Source organism: Pseudomonas sp. MAG002Y (assembly GCF_019400845.1).
Taxonomy (GTDB): Bacteria; Pseudomonadota; Gammaproteobacteria; order Pseudomonadales; family Pseudomonadaceae; genus Chryseomonas; species Chryseomonas luteola.
Map to the genome: position 1 here is coordinate 66630 of NZ_WOEJ01000011.1, position 22768 is coordinate 89397.

The following is a 22768-nucleotide window of genomic DNA, read 5'->3' on the forward strand; positions in this document are numbered from 1 at the left end:
TTCGCAATTATTATCTGTGCCCTTGCAGGACAGCTCCCCAGCCGATCCGAGTCATCCTCATGGCCTTCCAGGCCAAACAACTGATGCTCGTTTCCGCCGTACCGGCGTATAAAGCAAAAGTTTCCAGGCAATTGCAACAGGTTTTATCACTAAAATGTTTTATGCTCTTTTTTGGTGCTAATTACGTATTAATCGTGGCTGAAAGCACAAAATTCGTGCTTTATAACAACAAATTGCGTAATCGAAATGTCAAAAAAAGAGCGCCAATCAAGCAGTGCCTGAGCCTCTTTAGTTTTGCTGACGAGTGTTTCAGTCTGATGATCGTGGGCTTTGCGCCATCGGGCCATTACGGCACACTGCTCGCTTGAATTTCAGGTACATGTCATGAATCGCTCCCCTTTTCGCCGCATGCTGTTTGCCGCCTTCAAACGCCTGCTGTACACCTGGGTTCGCTCGCAGACCATCAATCAGTCAGCGGTAACCCTCAAGCTCGACCGCAGCAAGCCGGTGATCTATGTCTTGCAGGAGCATTCGCTAAGCGATCTGGCCGTCCTGGATGCCGAATGCATCAAAAATGGCCTGCCCCGCCCGGTAACACCCGTAACGATTGGGGATGTGGTCGAACCGAATGCCTATATCTATACAACGCCCTCACCTGACTGGCTGGGTCGTCCTACCAGGCGTAACGTTCCACCCTGCCTTACCCGACTGCTTGAAGCTGTTGGCCAAAGCACAGTCGAAGATGCCCAGATCGTACCTGTCAGCGTGTTCTGGGGGCAGTCGCCTGACCGTGAAACGAGCCTATGGAAACTGCTCTGGACGGATAACTGGGTCATTACAGGCCGGCTACGCAAACTGGCACGTATCCTTTTCCTGGGCCGTATGACACGGGTGTTGTTTTCCGAGCCTATCCATTTGAGCCGGCTTGTCGCCCAGAACAAAGGGCAGGAGCGCACTCAGCGCATGGTGCTGCGTATCCTGAGAGTGCACTTCCGTAATCTGAAAACAGCGGTTATCGGCCCTGATATCTCCCACCGGCGCAATCTGGTCAAAAGCCTGATCCAGGCCCCCCAGGTTCGTGAGGCAATCGAACATGAAGCCAGGCATGGGAACACATCTCATGCACAAGCCGAGCAGCAGGCTTTGGAGTATGCCCAGGAAATAGCCTCGGACTTCTCGTATCCGGTGGTACGCTGCCTTGAAGTCATCTTGACCTGGTTCTGGAACAAGCTCTATGAGGGTCTGCGGGTCAACCATATCGAGCGCGTCCAGAATGCGGCGCAGGGCAACGAGATCGTTTATGTGCCCTGCCACCGCAGCCACATGGACTATCTGCTTCTATCCTACCTGTTATTTCACAATGGACTGACGCCTCCACACATCGCAGCAGGTATCAACCTGAACATGCCCGTCGTGGGAAATATTTTGCGCCGTGGCGGTGCCTTCTTCATGCGCCGCAGCTTCAAGGGCAATGCGCTCTATACCGCTGTCTTCAATGAATACATGCACACCCTGTTTTCCCGGGGCTTCTCGACCGAATACTTTGTAGAAGGCGGTCGCTCGCGAACGGGACGGATGCTGCAGCCACGCACCGGCATGCTGGCCATTACCCTGCGCAGCTTTTTGCGGGACTCCCGTCGTCCGCTGGTATTCGTGCCAGTGTACATTGGCTACGAGCGGGTCTTTGAAGGCCGCACTTACCTGGGCGAGTTACGGGGAGCGGCCAAGAAGAAGGAATCTATCTTTGATGTGTTCAAGGCCGTAGGGGCCTTGCGCAAGCGCTTCGGTCAGGTGTGGGTCAATTTTGGCGAGCCCCTGAGCCTGCCGCAGTTTCTGGACCAGCGCCAGGAAGGCTGGCGTAATCTCTCCTTTGATCATGATGCCCGCCCTGAGTGGTTCAGCACGCTGACTCACTGCCTGGGTGAGGTGGTGGCTCGCAGGATCAACGATGCGGCAGCCATCAACCCCGTTAATCTGGTGGCATTGATCATGCTATCCACCCATCGACAGGCGATGGATGAGCGCGCTTTGGTTGGCGTACTAGACCTTTACCTGGGGCTTTTGCGAAAGGTTCCCTACTCGCCCTCTGCAACCCTGCCCGAGGGTGACGGACAAGCGCAGGTGGACTACGTGAAGAGTCTGAACCTGCTGGCCGAGCAACAGGATGCGCTGGGCCGTATACTCTATCTCGATGAGCAGAATGCCATCCTGATGACCTACTATCGCAATAACATCCTGCATATTTTTGCATTACCGGCATTACTGGCCAGTTTCTTCCAGAACACGCCTCGCATGAGCCGAGAGCAGATTCACCGGTTTACCCTGGCGCTATACCCTTATTTACAAGCCGAACTGTTCATCCGCTGGGACCGCGACGAGCTGCCCGCCATGATTGATCAGTGGCTGGCAGCGCTAGTGGAGTATGACCTGCTTCAACAAGAGGACGAGACCTTCAAACGCCCGCCTCCCAGCTCACGGCAGTTTGTACGTCTGGCACTGCTGGCCCGCAGCATTCAGCAAACGCTACAGCGTTATTACATGGCCATTGCCCTACTGCTCAACCAGGGCCAGGGTAAACTAACAGCCAGCGAGCTGGAGGAATTGTGTACCGTCATGGCACGGCGACTTTCCATCCTGCATGGACTGAACGCACCGGAATTCTTTGACAAAAGCCTGTTCCGGCATTTTATCGAAACGTTATTGAAAGAAGGCGTGCTGCACAAGAACGCCGAAGGCAAGCTTGGCCACCATGAACTGCTGGGCGAGCTGGCCGAAGAAGCTGGTAAGCGAATGCTGCCAGCCGAAATACGCTTGTCGATTCGACACGTGGCATTGGAACGGCCCGATGAACCCAGCATTCCGCCCTCAGTTCCGATGCCCGATTGACCCATTCAGAAGAGACCTTATGTCATGCGCAAGATTGTTCTGTTAAGTCTGACCAGCCTGTTGCTTACGGCCTGTAGCGGCGGGCTGCGCCCAGTTTCCGAACCTGGCCCTACCCCTACGACTCCCAGCACGAGCAAACCTCCGGTCATCATGCCGCAACCCGGTACGCCTTCACCGGCCAAACGTAGCCTGGAAGGTGATGCCTATTTCGAACAGTCCGAACCCTTGCCGCCTACCGCCAAGCTGACTGTCAGTCTGCACAATGCGGCCACGGGCGATACGCCCTCAGGGCGCCTCGCACAACGTACCGTTTTCGTGAAACAGGAAACGCCTATCCCTTTCCGTCTGGACTACGATCCATCAAAGGTCAAGGCTGGTCAGCGCTATGCCATCAGCGCTCGCGTATTGCTGGGTGGCCGCCCGCTGTTCCTGACGCCAAAGGCAATACCGGTGCAACTCAATGACACTAACGACCAGCCGGTTGAAATCAAGCTGACCCCCGTCCGTTGATACAAGGGATATAGATGAAACGTTTCGCGCTTACGCTTGCGGCCTTAACCCTCTCGGTCAACGCCTTTGCCTTGAGTCTGTCTGACTTTTCCCAACAAGATTCCGCCAGCGCCATGAAGGACGCACTGACTCAGGGCGCGCAAATCGCGGTTCAACAACTGGGTAAACCGGGAGGATTTACCAACAACCCGGAAGTCCGTATTGAGCTGCCTGGAAAACTGGGCAAAGCATCCGCCCTGCTCAAGCAGTTCGGTATGGGTGCGCAGGTAGAACAGCTGGAAACTAGCATGAACCAGGCTGCCGAAGCCGCTGTGCCAAAGGCGCAGGCCCTGCTGATCGATGCGGTCAAACGTATGACGGTTCAGGATGCCAAGGGTATTCTGACCGGCGGGGATAATGCGGCCACGCAGTATCTGGACCGCTCCAGCCGAGACCAGCTTCGCGCTCAATTGATGCCCATCATCAAGCAGGCAACGGACAAGGTAGGCTTGGCTCAGCAATACAACGCCCTGGCTGGCAAAGCTGCTGCCTTCGGCGCGGTGGACGCCAAGAGTGCAAACGTTGAAAGCTACGTCACGGACCAGGCGCTTAATGGGTTATTCACCGTAATCGCTGACCAGGAACGCGCACTCCGGGAAAACCCGGCCGCCGCCGCTACCAACATTGCCAAAAAAGTGTTCAGTACGCTTTGAGGATATAACGGGCCGAGTAATCGAATAACCCGGCCCGATGCCTTACAAAGGCGGCAACGCCCAGTCGATGGGCTTAAGGCCTGACTGCTCCAGAAACTTGTTCGTCCGGCTGAAATGGCCGTTGCCGATAAAGCCTCGATGGGCAGAGAGCGGTGACGGATGGGGTGAGCGCAGGATCAAATGCTTTTGTGTGTCGATCAGCTTTTCCTTGCTCTGTGCGTGAGCACCCCACAGCAGAAAGACCAGATGGTTACGTTGCTCGCTGACCACCTGAATCACACGATCAGTGAAACGCTGCCAGCCGGCATTGGCATGGGAGCCGGCCTTGGCCTGTTCTACCGTCAGCGAGGTATTGAGCAACAGTACGCCCTGCTCAGCCCAATGCTGTAGATAGCCATGATTGGGAATGGGCAGATTCAGGTCCCGCTTCAATTCCTTGTAAATATTCTGCAAGGATGGCGGTGCAGGGACACCGGGCTGTACGGAGAAGCACAAGCCATGGGCCTGCCCTGGGCCGTGATAGGGATCCTGCCCCAAGATGACGACCTTTACCTGATCCAGCGGCGTACTGTTCAACGCATTGAAGATCAAGGGGCCTGGCGGATAGATCACCTTGCCGGCCGCTTTTTCGCTGCGCAGGAACTCACCCAATTGCTTCATATAAGGAGCATCGAATTCATCACGCAGTGCGGCTTTCCACTGCGGTTCCAGTTTGATGCGGTCGTCGTCCACGTTATGTCCTCATGTCAATCGAGCGCACCGTAGGAAAGGTGATCTGCTCTGTCAACCATTCATCCCATTTCCTGCCAGCAGGCTCCCGCCCCACAAACGTGCGAAGCACAAAGCAATGCCCTCCAGCGGGCGCAGAAAGCTACCCCTGGTAAACGGTGCGCTTATGGACGTCCTTACATCTCTTACAGGCTCTATGCCTTGACTGACAGCCCACCCCTCCTCCTAAGCATGGTTCGTGTAGCCGAAGGTGGTCGAGCCATTGCCGTGGAGATCTGGGAACTGCCCAGCCGCGAGCTGGGCTCGTTTTTGATGGGTATTCCCGCTCCGCTCGGCCTAGGCAAGGTTCAGCTGGCTGATGGCAGTTGGGAAACCGGGTTTATCTGTGAGCCCTATGGGTTGGAAGGCGCCAAGGACATCACCCACTTCGGTGGCTGGCGGGCTTATATGGCCAGCCAGCGATAGGAGGGGCTTGCTAATCGCCTGCCGGGGCTTACCACCGTCTCGGTGGTGGCCCCCAGTACGGTCTCGGTCCATGACGCCAATAGCCTGGGCCGGGACCGGGGCCCCAACCAGGGCGAAACCGCGGCGGAGGCGGTGGTGGGTCATAATAGAAATTCGAGCGCCAACGTGTCACGGGCCGGTCATAGATAATGACGGAAGGCGGCGGCCCAACAGGAACAGCCGGTGTTACATAAACGGGGGTATAGGAGCGGTAGTAGGTCGTGGTGGTATGACGGTAAGGGTTATCGCCGTAGACCACACACCCGTTTAACGGTAGAGCAAACGCTAACGCCAAGAATAGACGCCGCAAAACAGTATCCTCCACGCCCTAAAAAACGGTGCGTAATGGCATATTACCGCCCTGCGAAACCCTGTCCTGTGTAATCACCCAGGCATTCAGCTGGCATTAAGCAACGTAACCAGATATTTCATCTCAAGATATCTGCTCAAGGTAGTCGCGCAGCCGTGTTTGCAGATAAGGTACTGCGTCCGGCAAGGACAGAAACTCCCCTATTGGCATCATCTGCCAATACTGGCCCTCATCACCAAAGCGTATGGATTCGACCTCTTCAGCGGTTAGTTCGCCGACGAAGAAATAGGCGCCAAGAGGCTTACGGGTATAACTCGTGTAGCGCCTTTCCCAAATGATCCGATCTTCGGTCAGCTGTAGGGAAAACTCTTCATCTAACTCTCGCAACGCGCACTCGACTGGGCTTTCATTCCCCTCTCGACCACCGCCAGCAAAATCCCAGCAGCCCGGGAAGGGAATCGAGTCTTTATCGTCTCGCTTGTAGGTCAGGAGTTGATCACCACACAACAAGGCAAGTTTAGCCCCGGAAAAATCATTCACTACCGCTCTCCTGTTGGCAGACTCTTTTTCAGATCCACCCTGCCAATTTATCCATGTTGTGATCGAATTGCGGTGAGCGCATAGGCGGTTGTACGGATAAGGGGGGCGACATGACGGGTATCGCTGCGTCCCCCTCCTACGTCCAAGCCGGTCTCTTCTAGAGTGGGTGGAGCAACGCGGTACCCATCATAAAGCTAAAGGGCGTTTATCAATAACCGTGGCGCTTCAGTATCGTGTCGGTGCCGTCCTTTGCAGGGCGGTTGTAAAACTTCAACAGCTCGGCAGTGCGGTTGGTAAAGAAGCCATCTACGCCCGCATCGCTGATTTTCTTGAAGTCCACGGCCTCGTCCACCGTGTATGGATGCACGATCAGCCCTTTTTCATGAGCCATCTGATTCATCCAGGGCTTCACCAGATCCGCATAACTCTGATCACCACCATGTGTCAGTGCTGAGGAAGGCCCTACGCCCAATGCGCCATGCGCTTTCGCCCAATCTAGCCAGCGTTCGTACTCAGCCTTGGATTTGACCTCCTGCTTGGCATAATAGGCGGCCTTATCCTTTTCGCCCGAGTCGGCAAAGCTCACATTCGACTTGGGCTCGATACTGCCATCGCCCAGCCATAGCAGAAGCACTTTGGGCACCTGCGGCATTTCCTGCTGTAACAGCTCCATGCTGCTCTTCTCAAACGTTTGCAGCACGACACGTCCAGGCATGGACGCCACGTGCACATGCTGCGTATCGGCCGGTTTTTCGGCAGGCTTGTTTAACCAGCCGCGCGCCTGAAGCTTGTCCTTCAGGTCTTTTTCGATACCTGGGAACAGTTTGGGCTGCTTTGTCTCGATATATAGGCCCGGCTTGTTCTGTCCACCTTCGGCAATATCGATCACCTCATCCAGGGTCAGAATTTTCTGGCCAGCAAAGCTGGGCCGCGCACGATCCGGGTGGGCCGTATTGAACCAGGTTCCGGCATCCAAGCTTTTAAGCTCCTCCAGCGTAAAGCTACTGACAGGTTGATCCGCCCGGTCCGGAAAGCGCTGCGCAACGTTAGTGGTGCGCTTGAGGTTGTCGTCATGCAGGGCGATCAGGACGCCATCACGGGTACGCTGCAGGTCCAGTTCGAGATAGTCGGCGCCCAAGTCACGGGCCAGCATATACGCGGGCGCGGTGGACTCTGGTGCATCATAGGACGCCCCCCGGTGTGCAATCACGGCCGGATACGGAATGCCCGCCTTCTCGCTCAGCGCCTTGCCTGCCGGCTCGCTCGCGGCACCAGCCGACTGCCCCATCATCCCCATGGCCGCCATTAGCGCTCCTGCCAATAATCCCTTGCATAAACCTCTATCCATCGGTGTCTCCCGTTGTTGTGACTTTTTGGATTTTGAATACACAACGCCTATGCTGCGGCATGAACACGACGTTAACGTGACGATACCGCTTATCTCCACCCTTGCGGGCCATCAGTCAAAGAACGTAAGCAAGCGTAGCCCATACGGCTGGTCTTCATAGCCGTACTGCCTCACACGGGGTACGATTACGGTCTCCCCCTATTTACATTCGATTTCCGTACGCCCTTACAGGCGCACGAGGCGACAGACATGAACACAGCCTATCCACCCCATCTCTGCCCTCGCTGCGGGCAACCCAATGGCTGTGCTCAGCTCGGTTGCAGCCAACCGGTGACTGACTGCTGGTGCTTCCACACTCGTATCGCTCCCGAAGCACTCGAGACCTTGCCGGAAGACGCTCGCAACGTGGCTTGCCTGTGCGCCCGCTGCGCCAGTGCTACCTTAGAACATGAAATGGATACTAACGGCTGATGCGCCTGGATCGTTTCATCAGTAACCGACCGACCCTCAACCGCCTGGACGCACGCATGCATTTAGCGCATGGACACGTACGGATCAATGGCGTGCCTGTGCGTGATGGTCGCTACGAGGTGCGCTTCTTCGATCGGGTCGAGTTGCTGGACGAGCTGCTTCAACCTGGCAAGGCTGCTCGTTACTTCATGCTGCACAAACCCGTTGGGTATGTGAGCGCAACGCAGCATCCGGATCACCCCACGGTAATCGATCTGCTGAACGAACAGGACAAGGATGATCTCCACCTGAGCGGCCGTCTGGACCTGAACACATCAGGCCTCATGCTCATCACCAACGATGGTCTCTGGTCTCGTCGTCTGACCCTGCCCGGCAGCAAGCTGCCCAAGGTGTATTACGTCGAGACGGCCAACCCAATCCTGCCGGAATACGTCTCCACATTCGCCGCCGGGCTGTACTTCAAGTTTGAAGACCTTACTACCTTGCCCGCCCATCTGGATATCCTGAGCGAGCGCAGCGCGCGGCTTACTCTCATCGAAGGCCGCTATCATCAGGTCAAGCGCATGTTCGGGCACTTTAGAAATCAGGTCTTGCACCTGCACCGGGAGCGGATCGGCCCCATTGTGCTCGACCCCGCCCTGGCACCTGGTGAATATCGCCCTCTTACCGCTACAGAAATCGCATGCGGCGTCCCTGCCTAGACCACTGAGGAACATTCGTCGCGCACTCCGGTCGGCATAAGAATCATTCATCAGCCAGGAGAGCCGTATGCGCATTCACGTTCCCCGCCTCGGTTTTGGCGGTGCCCCGCTGGGTAACATGTTTCATGAGCTCACCGAAGAACAAGCCTCCGCCACGCTTGAGGCGGCCTGGGAGGCCGGTATACGCCTGTACGATACATCACCCCATTACGGTGCCGGCCTGTCGGAAATTCGCTTTGCCGAGGTGCTCAGTCAAAAACCCCGGGATGAATACACCCTCTGCACCAAGGTTGGCCGTCTGCTGCAAAAGGCCGACCAGCCTGAGAATGCGGCCCCGTTCGTCAACGAGCGCCCCTACCGCCGCATTCTGGACTACAGCGCAGACGGTGCCCGTCGTTCCATTGAAGACAGCCTCGAACGCCTCAAAACCGACCGGATTGATATCGTCTGGATCCATGATGTATCCGAAGACCAGTTCGGCCCTACATGGCGAGAGTATTTTGACCAGGCCATGAAAGGCGCAGCGGTTGCACTGACCCGGATGCGCGAAGAAGGCCTCATCAAAGGCTGGGGGCTGGGTGTGAACATGGTCGAGCCTTGCCGTCTTGCCTTGGAACAGGCTGACCCGGATGCCTTTCTGCTGGCGGGTCGATACTCACTGCTGGACCATCGCGAGGCGCTGGACACCTTGTTCCCGCAGTGCCTGGAGCGCGGCGTAGGTATTGTTGTAGGAGGTCCGTACAACTCGGGTATTTTGGCGGGCGGCGAGAACTACAACTATGCCGAGGCTGATTCCTCCATTAAGGAAAAAGCCAAGCACCTCAAATGGGTCTGCGAACAGTTCGCCGTCGACGTGCGCGCTGCAGCCCTGCAATTCTGCATGGCACACCCTACTGTAGCCGCCACGATCCCGGGCACCAGCAAGCCTGAGCGGGTCAGGGAAAACGTTGAACTGATGCAGGTACCAATCCCGCAGGAACTCTGGACAACACTGCGGGAGCAGGGCGTCCTGCCCCCTGATGCGCCGGTGCCAGGCGAGACGGCCAGACACTAGGCGTGAAGTGGGATCAGGGCACCTTGGCGTCGCCCTTATCCCACAGCCTTACCAGCTCGTTGGGTGCACGGTCTTCCGGAACGGTAATTGTGATCTCGTCGGGCTTGTCCTTGAAGCGCAACTCGATCTTGTAATACCGCTGATCGCCACGCCCTACGCTTTCCGCCGAGGCTGGCAGCGAACGCTCGAGCACGGAACAGATTCGTCCGCGCTCATCCTCATTACAACTGGAAAAATCGATCTCCCGTGGGCGCGCCAGCGCATGGATCGCTGCAAAGCCGCCCTGTCGAGAAAGCCTTAACAAGGCATCCGGTCCCAGTTTCGGTAGCTCTTTCATAATGACCTCCTCAGGTCAGCTCTACCCCAACGTCTTCCCAGGCCTTGTTAATTGCCTGGGTCTCGCGCGCTTCTGCGCCGAAGCGGCGACCGGCATTCGAAACGGTGAGTCGAGCGAAGGCCGCAAAATCAGCATCGTTGGTCAAGCGGCTGTCGCATAGGGTGTCGTACCAGACGCGGCCCGCTGTCTCCCATGCGTATCCGCCGATCCCGGTTGCCGCCAGATAGAATGCCCGATTTGGAATGCCCGAGTTGAGGTGCACACCGCCATTGTCATCCCGCGTTTCAATGAAGTCACGCATATGGCCAGGCTGCGGGTCCTTGCCCAGCATCGGATCATCATACGCCGTACCCGGCTCAGCCATCGAGCGCAGACCACGACCATTGATCTTCTCGGTCAACAGCCCTTCCCCGATCAGCCAGTTGGCCTCCTCGGCTCGCTGCTTCAGGCTGTATTGCTTAACCAAGACCCCAAAGACATCGGACACGGACTCATTAAGTGCGCCAGACTGGTTGTAATACACCAGCCCCGCCTCACTTTCCGTCACCCCGTGGGTAAGCTCATGGGCAACGACATCCAGCGAAATGGTAAAGCGGTTGAAGATCTCGCCGTCCCCATCGCCGAATACCATCTGCTCGCCATTCCAGAAGGCGTTCTGATAGTCCTGACCGTAATGCACCGTGCCCGAAAGCGGCAGGCCCCGGTTATCGATGGAGTTGCGGCCCAGCACCTGATAGAAGAAATCGAAGGTGGAGCCGAGATGGTCATAAGCCTCATCTACAGCAATGTCGCTTACGGCAGGCTGGCCTTCCTTGCGAACCAGCACACCCGGCAACTGGTTACCATTTTTTGCATCATAGATGCTGCGCTGTGCACGCTCATCATCGGTACGCTCCAGCTCACTCACCGGTGCCTGACGCACACCAGGCGGGCCTGGATTATGCAAAAGCGTACGTACATGACTCAGCGTACCCAACGCGCAGGAGCGCTGGCGTTCATCACCATGATCAACGATACGGCTGAGGATGTACGGGGGGATAAAACCTTGAACAGAACCCAAGCGAGGCATACGAACGCCCTCCCTAAGCAGCCAGCGTTGGAGCAGCACAACACTACCCCTCTCACGCCACTCTACGTGGCACAGGGTTAGACCGCAAAACCCGCCCTAGACTCCCTCGCACAAAAACCTTATCAAGAGGCTTCACCCAAGGCTCGGCTTCTGGTACAAAGGACGCCTCCCGAAGCGGGCGTCGTATAATGGCATTACCTGAGCTTCCCAAGCTCATGACGAGGGTTCGATTCCCTTCGCCCGCTCCAATTCGCTTCCTCATGATTCAAGCGGGGCTGACAGCCTGGCTTGCCTTCCCAGTAGCAGCACTTGCCAATCCCCCTTCGCCCGAATCATTGCTATCACTACGTAAGGCAGCGTAAACAAGGCGCCCGCCATGAGTGCCAGCAAGCCCCATAGCAGACCAACCTGCCAGGAGCGGGCTCGATAGAGAAGCCAGAGGGCAATCAGAAAAACGTTCAGGCTCAGGTCTGAGTGGAACTGCGCTCGCCACGGATGAGCAAAGTCGCCTACAAAGGTGTACAGGCCCGTCACTAAGCCCATCTCGACAGTACCGCGAAGCGTAATGGCGACCAGCACTAGCCATCCCACCCCAAGCAGCAGCGTTAGCGCCGTTACCTTCCGCATGTCATCCCTCAAAAAATATATACCTGCTGTAAGGATTGTAGGCAGAAGACATGAGTTTGCCCGTGCGCTGCCACTGAGCAACGCACAGGAAAATGGTATGAATGCGCTTAGATATCGCTTTGTGCCAGTGCGGACTTGGTATTCGAGTTGATTGCCTGGTATTTCTTGACCGTACCGTCTTCATCGATCAGGACGCGCAGGCCCTTGGATTGTTCAGAGGCAGCGAGAAAGCCTGAATTGAAATAGGACCAGTACAGCATCTCATAGCCCGACTTGCGGATTTTGGATTGAGGCTCGCCAAACATGGCGATGAGCTGTGAGCGGGTCGTCTGGCCCTCGACGATCTGCCCTACCTGTTGCTCGTCAATGTTGCGCCCGCTCATGACGCAGCCGGTTGTCAGTAACGTGATCAGACTTACTACTACTAAACCACGCATGGTCTCCATCCCCCGTTATACAGATGACTTTCTTGTTATGTTTTGTCCATCCTATCTATCCCATATGACAGTTCGGTTGGCTAGATAGCTTCATCAAATTTATTTGTGCAGAACGGGCGGGCCAGTAGAGGGGATCAGAGGTATCCAGGCAGGTGCCTGAGTCATCTATTCAGGCACCTGCTGCTATCAGGTAGCGCTCTACTCTTGAACGTTGCTCTTGTTCATGCGACGCAGAATACCTTCGGGCACGCCTTCTTTAACATCAGGCTGGGAAGCGTAGTCTTCTGAAACGGGCTCCAGATCATGGTCGTGCAGCCAGATAAGGGCATATTGGCTGACCTGAGTAGCCTCATAGGCTTCCCAAGCCTTTTGGGCCTTTGGGAAGTTCTTGAGTTCGTAGTCAAAGGTGCGCAGCGGCTTGCGGTCGGTCAAGGCGCGGGAGAGCACCGGATGTGCATGGGGGTCATGAAGATCGAACAAAAAGGCTTCGCGCATGGCTACGCGCTCGGCGATGCCCAGTGGTTCGATGGGCACGTAGCGGTCTTTCTGGGTTTCGATGGCGTGCAGTTCTTCGGCTTCAAAGTCATCCTCGGTCAGATTCAGGAGCTTGCCGGTTTCCAGATCGAGTACGTGGTCGTGTCGGGCCTCACTGGTGAGGACTGATTTGAGCGCTTCGAGGTTTATCGTGATCGGTCGCATGGCTGCACTGACTTACTGTGGCTTATCGATACAGGTATGACCCAGGGATGACCGGAGGGTGCCCAACATAGGACAAGCAGATACCGCGGCTTTTCACGGTTACGGCGGGAAGCATTTCTCGGTAAGGCGCACCTGTGCCCTGAGTGGGCATTCCAAGGCATTAGCGCCTGCGGCTGACATGGTAGTTACCGCTACGTATCCAGGCGGGACGCTGGCATGTACCGGATGCCAGGGAGGCGTTGATTATGCTGCTCGGTATGGTAATTCCAGGCGCCCAGCGCCGCGCCGCTCTAGGTGCAGCCCCTCATCTACCTCAGAGGAACTGGACGGGCTTGTCGACCATGCTGTGCAGTTCTTCCTGCACGGCGCCAAGGTCAGGCCCGCCTGACCCGTGAAGCAGGCTGGACGCCTTGCCCATAAGGCATGACATTGTTACGGCCAGCGCCCTTGGCTTTATACAGTGCCTGATCCGCACATTTGATGACCTCTTCAGGGGTGCGCGCCGCCACGCCCCGCTCTGCGACGCCCATACTGACTGTGATAAAGACAGTCTTGGCCTCACCGGAGCCACGTTGCTCCCTGCCCCGCTCGTCATCCTGGGGGCGGCTCTGCTTGTCCCTGATACGCAAAGGGTACTCTTCGATGCTACGCCGCACAGCTTCCAGATGCGGCAGGCATTCTTCCAGCGTCTTGCCTGGAAAAAGCAGCGTAAACTCCTCGCCGCCATACCGATACGCACTGCCGCCACCGCCGACCTTGCGCATCTTACTGGCGACCAGCTTGAGTACCTGATCGCCGACGTCATGGCCGTGGGTGTCGTTGAATTTCTTGAAATGATCCACGTCCGCCATGGCAATGACGTACTGGTTGCCCAGGCGACTCAAGCGCTCATTGAGCGCACGGCGCCCCGGAATACCGGTCAACTCGTCTCGGAAGGCCATGTAGAAGGTTTCATGAATGACCGAGCCGATGATGATGAGCTGAACAAAGCTGATCATTACATCCAGGATCTGGGGCTCGATAAAGACCTTGGACCACATCCACATCAGACAGCCAATAGCCACAATAGGCGCCGCCGTCTGCGGCCTTGGCAAGAGAACATATCGCGTGATGACAAGTCCCAACCCCACGATAAAAGTGAAGTAGGCCAGCTGCGCCAGCTTCATCCAGTCGCCGTGCAGCATGGGCCAATAGATGGTATCGACCGCGTGCAGCATCGCCTCGGGATAGACACGGCCCAGTGCCAGCGGGACGACTGTTGCCACAATCAGTAGCGTCAGCCGGGCAATGCTGTCCTGCAGCAGATGCGCCTTGACCTGCCAGACGCAGTAGACGCCAATCAGCAGTGGAGTCATGACGGTGGCAAGGTGAAAGACTAAGGGCGTTTCAGGGTTGAGCGTATGGGTCTGCTGATAATGGCTGACCTGAAGCGATAATGAAAAGTGTGCAATGTAAAGCGTGACCAGGGAAAACAGTTGGCTCTGCCGCTGATAGACCACACAAAAGGCTCCTCCCAACAACACCAGAAGCGTTGGGAGTACGCTGAACAGCGATGCCATGAAAGCCGTGCCCGGCCAATACAGGCTAAGCAGCCACGCCACCATTGCCAGAAACAAGGGCGGCGCAAAATGAATCGGGCTTTGAGAGAAGCGGTTCCGCACAAGAAAATCCTGATAACTACGTTCACCGCCACGCGATGAAACAAATCGGATAATGAATGGTTACTGGCCTACCCTGGCAGCCTGACCTGCACGATCCTGTCTGCACCTTGCACAGCCAACAGCTGCTTCATCACGCGGAGCGATGGCCATTCGATATCAAGCATGCGTGCGGAGCATACACCTTGACGCCAATAATCTGTAATCGTCTTTATTGTAACGGCCGTCTCGCTGAGAACCTTAACGTTAAATTGAATCCCCATTAAGAAAACACTTTAATTGGTTGATTTATAATGAAAATTTACTAATCAAATCAATCAATACCGTTCATGAACTGTTGCCTTCAATATCAAATCGGCAGCACTCAGAGGCCTACCAGCGGCCTGATCCGACAGAAGGATAAACACGGAAAGGTTAGTGGCCATGTGTTGCAAAGCGTGCGGCACAGCGAGTCTCTTCTGCCTTGAGTAAACCGCTGTGCTCATGTGCCGCGACCTGATTGATGTCATTCAAGCCGCCTTGGTACGGATACCCCGTAAACCGCAGTAAACACACCTCACCGCTTCATGAAGAGCACAGCCCGTCACCTCGATTGACTCAAGTCAATCGAAAGCGAATTAGTCCGCTACCTAGATAAGGGCCACCGGCATCACCTGCTAGGCTACATCGGACATACCCTTGCGAGGCTCCAGCCACTGTAGCGTCAGCTCTCATGGGCCTGGGGCCCTTCCATCTGGAGGTAACTCGGAAGCCCTGCTGCTTATCAGCCGCTTTGGCGCCTCCTTTATTAATGGATAAGACGTGTCTTTAAGCAGTAGCCATGATCTTGATTACGTTTTTCCGCCTCGCCCTATGGCATAACAGCTTTCAAAGAGCGTGGCCTCGTTATGTTTACTGAGCGCTTCATGAAATCGAATCTTTCCGCGAATGATGATCTACTCGAACACCCCACCGCGCAGCAGGTGATGCTCAAGCGGCTGGCCCGCATCGAAGGCCAGATTCGGGGCCTTCAGGCCATGATCCGACGCGGAGAGCGCTTCGAGTCGGTGGCCCAGCAGTTTTCTGCCTCACGCAGTGCGTTGGAAAAAGCGTATCGCCTGATGCTGACAGCATTGATTGAAGAAGCCATGAGCGATCCCGATCAGGACAGTGCCGAGGCGCTGGCCAAGGTTCGCGAGGTTTTCATCCGCTACACCTGACCCCTGCGGCAAACTGCCATCCCTTGAGGGATGCTTCTACTCTGATTTCATTGCGCCAGATCAATAGATAGCACCCTGCCATCGTCTCTAATGCCGATACTCCACGGAGTATCGACTATGAACTCGCCCTTCAGCTTTCTTAAACACCGCTTGGCCAAGGAGATCGCCGTGATTCTCCTGATCAAGCTGACCCTGCTCATGGGCATCAAGGCCCTCTGGTTCGACGCGCCCACCGTTCCCAAGGACGGCACCGTGGAAATGAGCCAACGCCTTTTGGGTGCCACTCCCGCTTCGCTTAAAATTGAGGAGACACCGAGATGATCTCGGAACAAGTCGTCGACCTGTCGCGTCTGCAGTTTGCCATGACGGCGATGTATCACTTTATCTTCATTCCCCTGACGTTGGGCATGGCCTTCCTGCTGGCCATCATGGAAACGGTTTACGTCATGACCGGCCAGCAGGTCTACAAGGATATGACCAAGTTCTGGGGCAAGCTCTTCGGGATCAATTTCGCCCTGGGGGTCACTACCGGCCTGACGATGGAATTTCAGTTCGGCACCAACTGGGCGTACTACTCCCACTATGTGGGCGATATCTTCGGTGCACCGCTGGCTATCGAAGGCCTTATGGCATTCTTCCTCGAATCGACCTTTATCGGCCTGTTCTTCTTTGGTTGGGAGCGGTTGTCCAGGAAACAGCACCTGGCGGTAACCTGGCTGGTAGCCTTGGGCTCTAACCTCTCGGCCTTATGGATTCTAATCGCCAACGGCTGGATGCAGAACCCGGTGGGTGCCGAGTTCAATTTCGAGACCATGCGCATGGAGCTGACCGACTTTGGCGCCCTGCTGCTGAACCCGGTCGCGCAGGTCAAGTTCGTGCATACCGTGGCGGCAGGCTATGTGACCGGCTCGGTATTCGTGCTGGCCATCTCCAGTTACTACCTGCTGAAGAAGCGTGACGTAGGCTTTGCGCGCCGCTCCTTTGCAATCGCCTCTGCCTTCGGCCTGGCCTCGGTGCTGTCTGTGATCGTGCTAGGTGACGAGTCCGGCTACGAAGTGGGTGACGTGCAGAAAGCCAAGCTGGCCGCCATCGAAGCCGAATGGCATACCGAAGAAGCTCCGGCCTCCTTCACCCTGTTCGGCTTCCCGAATCAGGAAACCATGCGCACCGACTATGCGGTGAAGATTCCCTATGTCATGGGCATTATCGCCACCCGCTCGCTGGACAAGCAGGTGACCGGCATTCATGAGCTGATCGACCAGCATGAAGACCGCATCCGTAACGGGATGGTGGCCTATAGTCTGCTGGAAAAACTGCGTGGCGGTGAGAAGACCCCTGAAAACATCGCTGCCTTCAACGACGTGAAAAAAGACCTGGGCTATGGCCTGCTGCTAAAGAAATACACCCCTGATGTGGTATCGGCTACCGATGCCCAGATCAAGGAAGCGGCCAAGAGCACCATCCCGCACGTATCTGGCATCTTCTGGAGCTTCCGCATCATGGTCGCCTCGGGTTTCCTGATGCTGATCCTGTTCGCCTGTGCCTTCTACGCCGTGGCACGCCGCAACGAGGCCACCAAGACCTGGCTGCTCAAGTTTGCCCTGTTCAGCCTGCCGCTGCCCTGGATTGCCGGCCAGACGGGCTGGTTTGTCGCCGAGAACGGTCGTCAGCCCTGGTCCATTGGCGAACTGCTCCCTACTCACCTGTCGGCTTCCAGCGTCTCTACAGGTGATGTCTGGGGCTCGCTGATCGCCTTGATCGTCTTCTACAGCGGCCTGCTGGTGATCGAAATGTACCTGATGATCCGCTTCGCTCGCCTCGGTCCGTCCAGCCTGCACACCGGTCGCTACCACTTTGAGAAAGGCGCAAAGACCGAACTGCCGCAGGCGCCGGAAGCGGCTGCGACTCCAACCATCATTGCCTGAGAACACCCTTATGTTTGATTACGAGAGTCTTAAACTGATCTGGTGGGTACTGGTGGGGGTATTGCTTATTGGCTTTGCCCTGACCGATGGCTTCGATCTGGGTGCGGCGATTCTGATGCCCATCGTTGGCCGTACCGACAACGAGCGGCGCGTGGTAATCAACACCATTGCGCCCCACTGGGACGGCAACCAGGTGTGGCTGATCACAGCAGGCGGTGCGATGTTCGCCGCCTGGCCGATGGTTTATGCCGCCGCGTTTTCAGGTTTCTATTGGGCCATGCTGGTAGTGCTGTTTGCACTTTTTGTACGCCCGGTGGGATTCGACTACCGCAGCAAGCTGGAAAATACCCAATGGCGTCAGGCCTGGGATTGGGGGCTGTTCGCCGGTGCAGTCGTGCCCTCGGTCGTGTTTGGTGTGGCCTTTGGCAACCTTCTGCAAGGCGTACCGCTTGAACTGGATAACACGTTGCGTGCCTCTTATCACGGTAGCTTCTGGCAACTGCTGAACCCCTTCGGCCTGCTGGCCGGTATCGTCAGCTTTACCATGCTGGCCCTGCATGGCGGTACCTGGCTGATGATGCGCACCGAAGGTGCTATCAGCCAACGCGCCCGCCGCGCCTCGCAGATTCTGGCGCTGGCGTTCCTTGCTACCTTTATTGGGGCAGGTGTCTGGCTGTGGATGGGTGGCATCAACGGTTTCGCTCTGCTGTCCAGCTTTGACGCCAACGCCGCGCTGAATCCGCTGACAAAGGAAGTCGCCCAAACCAACATCGGCTGGATGGCCAATTACGTCCAATATCCGATGACCAAGCTGGCCCCGGCTATCGGCATCATCGGCGGTCTGATGGCCCTGCTCTCCTCGACTTCCGGCCGCAGTTGGGTAGCCTTCCTCGGCTCCAGCCTGGCCATTGTGGGTACGTTGTGCACCGCAGGCTTTGCACTGTTCCCCTTCATCATGCCGTCGAGCTTTGATCCCGCGGCGAGCCTGACCATGTGGGATGCCGTCTCCAGTCACAAGACTCTGGGGATCATGCTGGTAGCAGCCTGCATCTTTGTCCCGATCATCCTGACCTATACCCTGTGGGGTTACGTGAAGATGTGGGGCAAGGTGACTACCGCGCATATCAACGACAACCCCCACGGCCTTTATTGATTCATTCGTCTAGTCGTTCGGCCGACCCTGAGGAGGCTCAGAACAGTCCCAGGGATCGGCCGGACAGGCCCTAAATATCTTCAGGAGTCATCATCATGTGGTATTTCACCTGGGTTCTCGGTATCGCTCTGGCGTGCGGCTTCGGCATCATGAATGCATTGTGGCTCGAAGCGACTGAAAATCTCGACGAGGAGATCCAGCCGTGATCACCCACGCCCGCCCGGTGCTGCTGCGAGGAGGGTTCAGGGTACTCTCCCTGCTCCTCGCCTCGCCACTGTGCCTGTTGCTGCTCATCTATCCCACTGCGTTTCTGAATGCCGAAGGCCACTACAGCCATAGCATGCTTATGCTGGTGATGTGGGGCGTGGCGGGCGGCTTTGTGCACGGCGTAGGGTTCGACCCTCGGGCGAAAGTCTGGAAGTGGGCCTTTGGCCCTTTGTTAGCCTGGACGCTGATGGCGCTGGGCTACGCCCTGCTGATACAGGCCCGAATGGGTTGACGTATGAGATGCCAGCCTGATTGAGGGCTGGCATCCTGTGGTCAGGTGGTCATAAGCGAGTCGGTTGGATGCCGTGATGCAATTTTCAACCGCTCTGCTGGATACCTTACTGATTCGGTTCTTGCGCTCCAGTTGGGTATCGTGTTGCTCAACCCATCCTAATTGCCCTCTCCGTTACTCCGCTCAGCAGGTTGGGTGCAGCCCAGCGATACCCAACAGCTGTCCTGGACGGGTAATGCTTAATGCCTATTCAGGCGGCAGAGCGGTCGAGTTCATCTCTCAGGGTTTGCGCCAGGGTCTTCAAATCGTAGGGTTTGGAAAGGACCTTGAAGCCATAATCCTTTACCGCGTGCTCGGTATAACCGGTGGCCAATACAATCGGCAAACCTGGGTCGCGCTCGCGTAGCGCCAACGCCAGTCCGACGCCGTCCAGACGGCCAGGCATAATGATGTCGGAAAAGATGATGTTAGGTCGTACGCTGGGCGAGCCGGACAGCATCGTCTCGTACCGCTGCAAGGCCTCGTCGGCATTGGCGGCTGTGGTTACTTCAAACCCTAATTCCTCCAGCATCGGTCCGACCACCTCCCTCACCTGCTCGTCATCATCCACCAGCAACACCCGGGCAGACGCAGCAGGCAACGCGCTGTCGGAAGCGGCCTCCTGGTGCTCGATCAATACGGCCTCCCCCAGGGGCAGCATGATTGTAAGGGTCGTGCCTACGCCTACAGCGCTTTCGATCAGCACTGTCCCCCGCGCTTGCCTGGCAAACCCATAGACTTGGGCAAGCCCAAGCCCGGTGCCTTGCCCCACCTCCTTGGTCGTGAAGAACGGCTCCATGGCCCTGGCCTGCACATCTTCACTCATGCCATGGCCATTATCCTTCACGCACAACGCCACGTATTCTCCCCCTGCCAATCCCTCTACTTCACCGGTCTGGATTACCTTACGCACCAGCGAGACGGTGATTTCGCCGCCATCAGGCATGGCATCGCGGGAGTTGAATACCATGTTCAAGACGGCCAGTTCGCATTGAAGCGGATCGAGGAATACCGACCAGGACTGGTCCGGTATTTCCAGCGTGAGCCTTATACGGCTGGGCAAGGCGCCATCCAGCAGATCGCCCATACCCATCAGGACCGTACGCAGGTCCACTGTACGAGCCTCATCAACCCGGCTGCGACTGAACGCCATGAGCTGGCGAGTCAACTTGGTGCCCCGCTCGACAGACCGGCTGCAGGCTTCGATCGCTTTTTGGGCGCGGGGTGTCGTGGCTGACTTCTCAGCCAGCGCCAACCCCATGGTTAGCGTTTGCAGCAGGTTATTGAAGTCGTGAGCAATACCGCCGGTGAGGCGGCCCAGAGATTCCAGTTTCTGCCCTTGCAGCAACGCCTTCTGCGAGCGCTCGGCCTGAGCAACCGCCTCATCCACCCGCTGGTTCATCTTGGCGTTGGCGCTCTGTATTTCCTCACTGGCCTTTGCCAGTACGTTGGCAGTGCGGTCCGTTTCAACCATGCCTGTTGCAATGGGCTTGATCGCCTCGCCTCGGCCCAGCGCCTGGGCCGTTTGATCCAGCAGACGAAGCGGCTGCGCGATTCTGCGCCCCATCCAGAAGGCTAGAAGAATGGCGCACCCCAACAAAACCAGTGATCCTACGATGACGGCAATCGAGGCATGAATAGCCGTACGCTGAATTTCCGCGCGTGGGAGGCCAATAACCACTGACCACCCCGACAAGGGTGCCTTGCTGAAGAAAGAGCGCATGGGCATGCCTTCCAGCGAGACCGAATCGAGAAACCCTTCGCTATCGACCATCAGCCGATCCATCAAGGGGCCTGAAGCCTGCCTTCCTACAAAGTCCTGCGGACGGCTACTTCTGGTTACGACTTGCGCCTTGGAATCCATGATGACGCCCAGCCAAGTCTGGGGCAGCTGCTGCTCTTTAAGCACCGTATCCATCTGCGAGGCAAACGAGCCCATTGCAATAAAGTAGGTGACCTGCCCATCACGAAAAACAGGCCGCCGGACCGCAAAGCTGTACTCTTTCCCCACAGGCGCGACATACAGTCCGCTCACCAGTAATGGCTTGTTGAAGTCGGTGGCATTGATTTCAGCGTTAATGCTATGGGGAAGGTCTGCACCAAAAGGTCTACGGGTATTGATCAGCTGTTGGCCGTCCAGGTCAAACAGGATGATCGAGTTTTCCCAGGTCTGGGTAATCCGTCGCGCATGCTTGTAGAAGGCCACAAGGTCGTTGCGCTCAAGGGAAGGCGAAATGGCCAGAGTCGAGATGATCGCATCACGCCTGAGCAGATCACGGTCAACGGCCAGCGAAAGCGCCCGGGTTGTGGCCCGCATGCTCTCTTCCACCTTGCTTCGCTGATCCTGGTAGACGTAGTAGATGGCGAATGTAGAAGCCAACAGTGTCGGAGCCAAGATGGCTATTACCAGCGTAATAAGCTTGGCGCGGATCGACATACTGCTGCGACCTTATTCAAAGGTGAATATGCTTGAAATTCTAGGCCCCTTTAGGGACTTTGACTATTACTAGCCAAGGGCCTTCTAGCGCCCCCTGTATCAAGACGCACCGCCCGCCGCCCTGCTGCGCCTTTCTTAAAAAATGAACTCTTATGCCAGGCGGTGTTGTCGACTGGACAGTACTAACAGCCAGGCACCCCTTCCATGTGTGGACGATTTGCGCAATACCGGACCGCCATAGACTATATCGAGGCGCTCAAGACATCGGTCAAATTTGCAGGCGGACTCGACCCCATGCCCATTGGCCGTTACAACGTGGCACCTGGCACCCGGGTGCAATTGCTGCACGAAGAGACCGAAGGCATCCGCTTCGATCCAGTGCCGTGGGGATACGCACCCTTTTGGGCACGTGATCCAGAGTCACACAAGCCCAAGCGGCCTCCTGTCATCAATGCCCGTGTAGAAACAGCGGCCACCAGTAAAATGTTTCGCAGCCTGTGGAAGCATGGAAAATCACTGGTAGCAGCTGACGGCTGGTATGAATGGAAAAAGGATGCCGATGACCCCAAACGCAAGCAGCCTTACTTCATCAAGCTGAAGTCAGACGAGCCGATGTTCTTTGCCGCTATTGGACAGTTTCATCGTATCGACCAACACGAACATGAAGATGATGGTTTCGTCATCATCACGGCGGCTGCCGATGAAGGCATGATCGATATTCATGATCGACGTCCGCTGGTATTGACGCCCGAAGCGGCCCGGGAATGGATAGAGCCAGACCTCTCACCCGAGCGCGCCGAGGAAATCGCCCAGGACGGCGCGATTTCTGTCGATCAGTTCGAATGGTATCCGGTGAACAAGGCTGTCGGCAGTGTTCGTAACGACAGCCCTGCCCTGCTTGAGCGAGAACCCAAACCGTTGGTATGAGCCCATAAAAGCCCGAC

24 protein-coding genes, 1 tRNA gene and 1 pseudogene are annotated in these 22768 nt (G+C 56.6%); 16 read left to right on the forward strand and 10 right to left on the reverse strand.

What is annotated here, in order from left to right; all coding sequences use genetic code 11:
* The first annotated feature begins 59 nt into the window (after positions 1-59).
* Genes GM154_RS16330 through GM154_RS16345 form a run of 4 tightly spaced genes read left to right on the forward strand, consistent with a single transcriptional unit; the run spans position 60 to position 4088 of the window.
* Positions 60-368, forward strand: coding sequence for a hypothetical protein (locus GM154_RS16330; RefSeq protein WP_074827643.1), 309 nt, complete (start codon positions 60-62; stop codon positions 366-368).
* Positions 369-384: 16 nt separating this feature from the next.
* The gene (plsB, locus tag GM154_RS16335; protein WP_219652801.1) at positions 385-2886 is read left to right on the forward strand and encodes a glycerol-3-phosphate 1-O-acyltransferase PlsB; all 2502 of its coding nucleotides are present in this window, start codon (positions 385-387) and stop codon (positions 2884-2886) included.
* A gap of 24 nt (positions 2887-2910) precedes the next feature.
* Positions 2911-3396 (forward strand): YbaY family lipoprotein, encoded by a 486-nt coding sequence (locus GM154_RS16340; RefSeq protein WP_219652802.1) that lies wholly within the window; start codon positions 2911-2913, stop codon positions 3394-3396.
* A gap of 14 nt (positions 3397-3410) precedes the next feature.
* A complete protein-coding gene (locus GM154_RS16345; protein WP_010797571.1) occupies positions 3411-4088 on the forward strand; it encodes a DUF4197 domain-containing protein in 678 nt (225 codons plus the stop codon).
* A gap of 42 nt (positions 4089-4130) precedes the next feature.
* On the opposite strand, the gene ung is transcribed toward GM154_RS16345, so the two are convergent.
* Entirely contained in the window at positions 4131-4820 is a 690-nt protein-coding gene (ung, locus tag GM154_RS16350; RefSeq protein WP_219652803.1) for a uracil-DNA glycosylase, read from the reverse strand.
* Positions 4821-5003: 183 nt separating this feature from the next.
* Here ung and GM154_RS16355 point away from each other — a divergent pair.
* Positions 5004-5282, forward strand: a pseudogene (locus GM154_RS16355) (allophanate hydrolase); the annotation flags it as partial.
* A gap of 472 nt (positions 5283-5754) precedes the next feature.
* Here the strand turns inward: GM154_RS16355 and GM154_RS16360 are convergent.
* The gene (locus tag GM154_RS16360) at positions 5755-6171 is read right to left on the reverse strand and encodes an NUDIX hydrolase (protein WP_219652804.1); all 417 of its coding nucleotides are present in this window, start codon (positions 6169-6171) and stop codon (positions 5755-5757) included.
* A 208-nt stretch (positions 6172-6379) separates the two neighbouring features.
* Entirely contained in the window at positions 6380-7519 is a 1140-nt protein-coding gene (locus GM154_RS16365; protein ID WP_219652805.1) for a glycerophosphodiester phosphodiesterase, read from the reverse strand.
* Positions 7520-7768: 249 nt separating this feature from the next.
* Between GM154_RS16365 and GM154_RS16370 the strand changes: the two genes are divergently transcribed.
* The 3 genes from GM154_RS16370 (at position 7769) to GM154_RS16380 (ending at position 9745) form a co-directional block, all read left to right on the forward strand.
* On the forward strand, positions 7769-7990 hold the full coding sequence (locus GM154_RS16370; protein ID WP_010797558.1) for a cysteine-rich CWC family protein: 222 nt from the start codon (positions 7769-7771) through the stop codon (positions 7988-7990).
* Positions 7990-8691: a 16S rRNA pseudouridine(516) synthase gene (locus GM154_RS16375; protein WP_019366592.1), complete on the forward strand. Its 702-nt coding sequence runs from the start codon at positions 7990-7992 to the stop codon at positions 8689-8691. Before GM154_RS16370 ends, GM154_RS16375 begins: the two co-directional genes overlap by 1 nt.
* 67 nt (positions 8692-8758) lie before the next feature.
* Complete coding sequence (locus tag GM154_RS16380) at positions 8759-9745, forward strand: aldo/keto reductase (RefSeq protein ID WP_010797556.1); 987 nt, start codon at positions 8759-8761, stop codon at positions 9743-9745.
* A gap of 13 nt (positions 9746-9758) precedes the next feature.
* Here the strand turns inward: GM154_RS16380 and GM154_RS16385 are convergent, their stop codons facing one another.
* Both GM154_RS16385 and GM154_RS16390 read right to left on the reverse strand, forming a co-directional pair.
* Positions 9759-10082: a protealysin inhibitor emfourin gene (locus GM154_RS16385; RefSeq protein WP_010797555.1), complete on the reverse strand. Its 324-nt coding sequence runs from the start codon at positions 10080-10082 to the stop codon at positions 9759-9761.
* Between the two features lie 10 nt (positions 10083-10092).
* On the reverse strand, positions 10093-11151 hold the full coding sequence (locus tag GM154_RS16390) for a M4 family metallopeptidase (protein ID WP_010797554.1): 1059 nt from the start codon (positions 11149-11151) through the stop codon (positions 10093-10095).
* 174 nt (positions 11152-11325) lie between these two features.
* Here GM154_RS16390 and GM154_RS16395 point away from each other — a divergent pair.
* Positions 11326-11399: transfer RNA gene (locus GM154_RS16395), tRNA-Gly, on the forward strand.
* A gap of 10 nt (positions 11400-11409) precedes the next feature.
* On the opposite strand, the gene GM154_RS16400 is transcribed toward GM154_RS16395, so the two are convergent.
* The 4 genes from GM154_RS16400 to GM154_RS16415 all read right to left on the reverse strand — a co-directional run bounded on the left by GM154_RS16400 (position 11410) and on the right by GM154_RS16415 (position 14518).
* On the reverse strand, positions 11410-11778 hold the full coding sequence (locus tag GM154_RS16400; RefSeq protein WP_219652806.1) for a DUF1475 family protein: 369 nt from the start codon (positions 11776-11778) through the stop codon (positions 11410-11412).
* Between the two features lie 107 nt (positions 11779-11885).
* Complete coding sequence (locus tag GM154_RS16405) at positions 11886-12215, reverse strand: hypothetical protein (RefSeq protein WP_010797552.1); 330 nt, start codon at positions 12213-12215, stop codon at positions 11886-11888.
* 198 nt (positions 12216-12413) lie between these two features.
* Positions 12414-12914: a UPF0158 family protein gene (locus GM154_RS16410; protein WP_074827676.1), complete on the reverse strand. Its 501-nt coding sequence runs from the start codon at positions 12912-12914 to the stop codon at positions 12414-12416.
* Positions 12915-13288: 374 nt separating this feature from the next.
* Positions 13289-14518, reverse strand: a complete 1230-nt coding sequence (locus GM154_RS16415) for a GGDEF domain-containing protein (RefSeq protein WP_258019881.1) — start codon at positions 14516-14518, stop codon at positions 13289-13291.
* Positions 14519-15477: 959 nt separating this feature from the next.
* Here GM154_RS16415 and GM154_RS16420 point away from each other — a divergent pair.
* From GM154_RS16420 to GM154_RS16445, 6 genes are all read left to right on the forward strand, one after another.
* Positions 15478-15771 (forward strand): metal-sensing transcriptional repressor, encoded by a 294-nt coding sequence (locus tag GM154_RS16420; RefSeq protein WP_033352800.1) that lies wholly within the window; start codon positions 15478-15480, stop codon positions 15769-15771.
* 117 nt (positions 15772-15888) lie between these two features.
* Positions 15889-16092 carry a cytochrome oxidase putative small subunit CydP gene (gene cydP / locus GM154_RS16425; protein WP_010797548.1) on the forward strand — a complete coding sequence of 68 codons (204 nt, stop codon included), beginning with the start codon at positions 15889-15891 and terminating at the stop codon, positions 16090-16092.
* Positions 16089-17696, forward strand: coding sequence for a cytochrome ubiquinol oxidase subunit I (locus tag GM154_RS16430; RefSeq protein ID WP_219652808.1), 1608 nt, complete (start codon positions 16089-16091; stop codon positions 17694-17696). The genes cydP and GM154_RS16430 overlap by 4 nt, the downstream gene beginning before the upstream one ends.
* A 10-nt stretch (positions 17697-17706) precedes the next feature.
* Positions 17707-18849, forward strand: a complete 1143-nt coding sequence (gene cydB / locus GM154_RS16435; RefSeq protein WP_219652809.1) for a cytochrome d ubiquinol oxidase subunit II — start codon at positions 17707-17709, stop codon at positions 18847-18849.
* A 95-nt stretch (positions 18850-18944) separates the two neighbouring features.
* Positions 18945-19055, forward strand: a complete 111-nt coding sequence (cydX, locus tag GM154_RS16440) for a cytochrome bd-I oxidase subunit CydX (RefSeq protein ID WP_010797545.1) — start codon at positions 18945-18947, stop codon at positions 19053-19055.
* Positions 19052-19348, forward strand: a complete 297-nt coding sequence (locus GM154_RS16445; RefSeq protein WP_010797544.1) for a cyd operon YbgE family protein — start codon at positions 19052-19054, stop codon at positions 19346-19348. The genes cydX and GM154_RS16445 overlap by 4 nt, the downstream gene beginning before the upstream one ends.
* A gap of 250 nt (positions 19349-19598) precedes the next feature.
* On the opposite strand, the gene GM154_RS16450 is transcribed toward GM154_RS16445, so the two are convergent.
* A complete protein-coding gene (locus GM154_RS16450) occupies positions 19599-21824 on the reverse strand; it encodes an ATP-binding protein (RefSeq protein WP_219652810.1) in 2226 nt (741 codons plus the stop codon).
* A 204-nt stretch (positions 21825-22028) separates the two neighbouring features.
* On the opposite strand from GM154_RS16450, the gene GM154_RS16455 reads away from it, so the two are divergent.
* A complete protein-coding gene (locus GM154_RS16455) occupies positions 22029-22751 on the forward strand; it encodes an SOS response-associated peptidase family protein (protein WP_219652811.1) in 723 nt (240 codons plus the stop codon).
* Positions 22752-22768 lie beyond the last annotated feature (17 nt).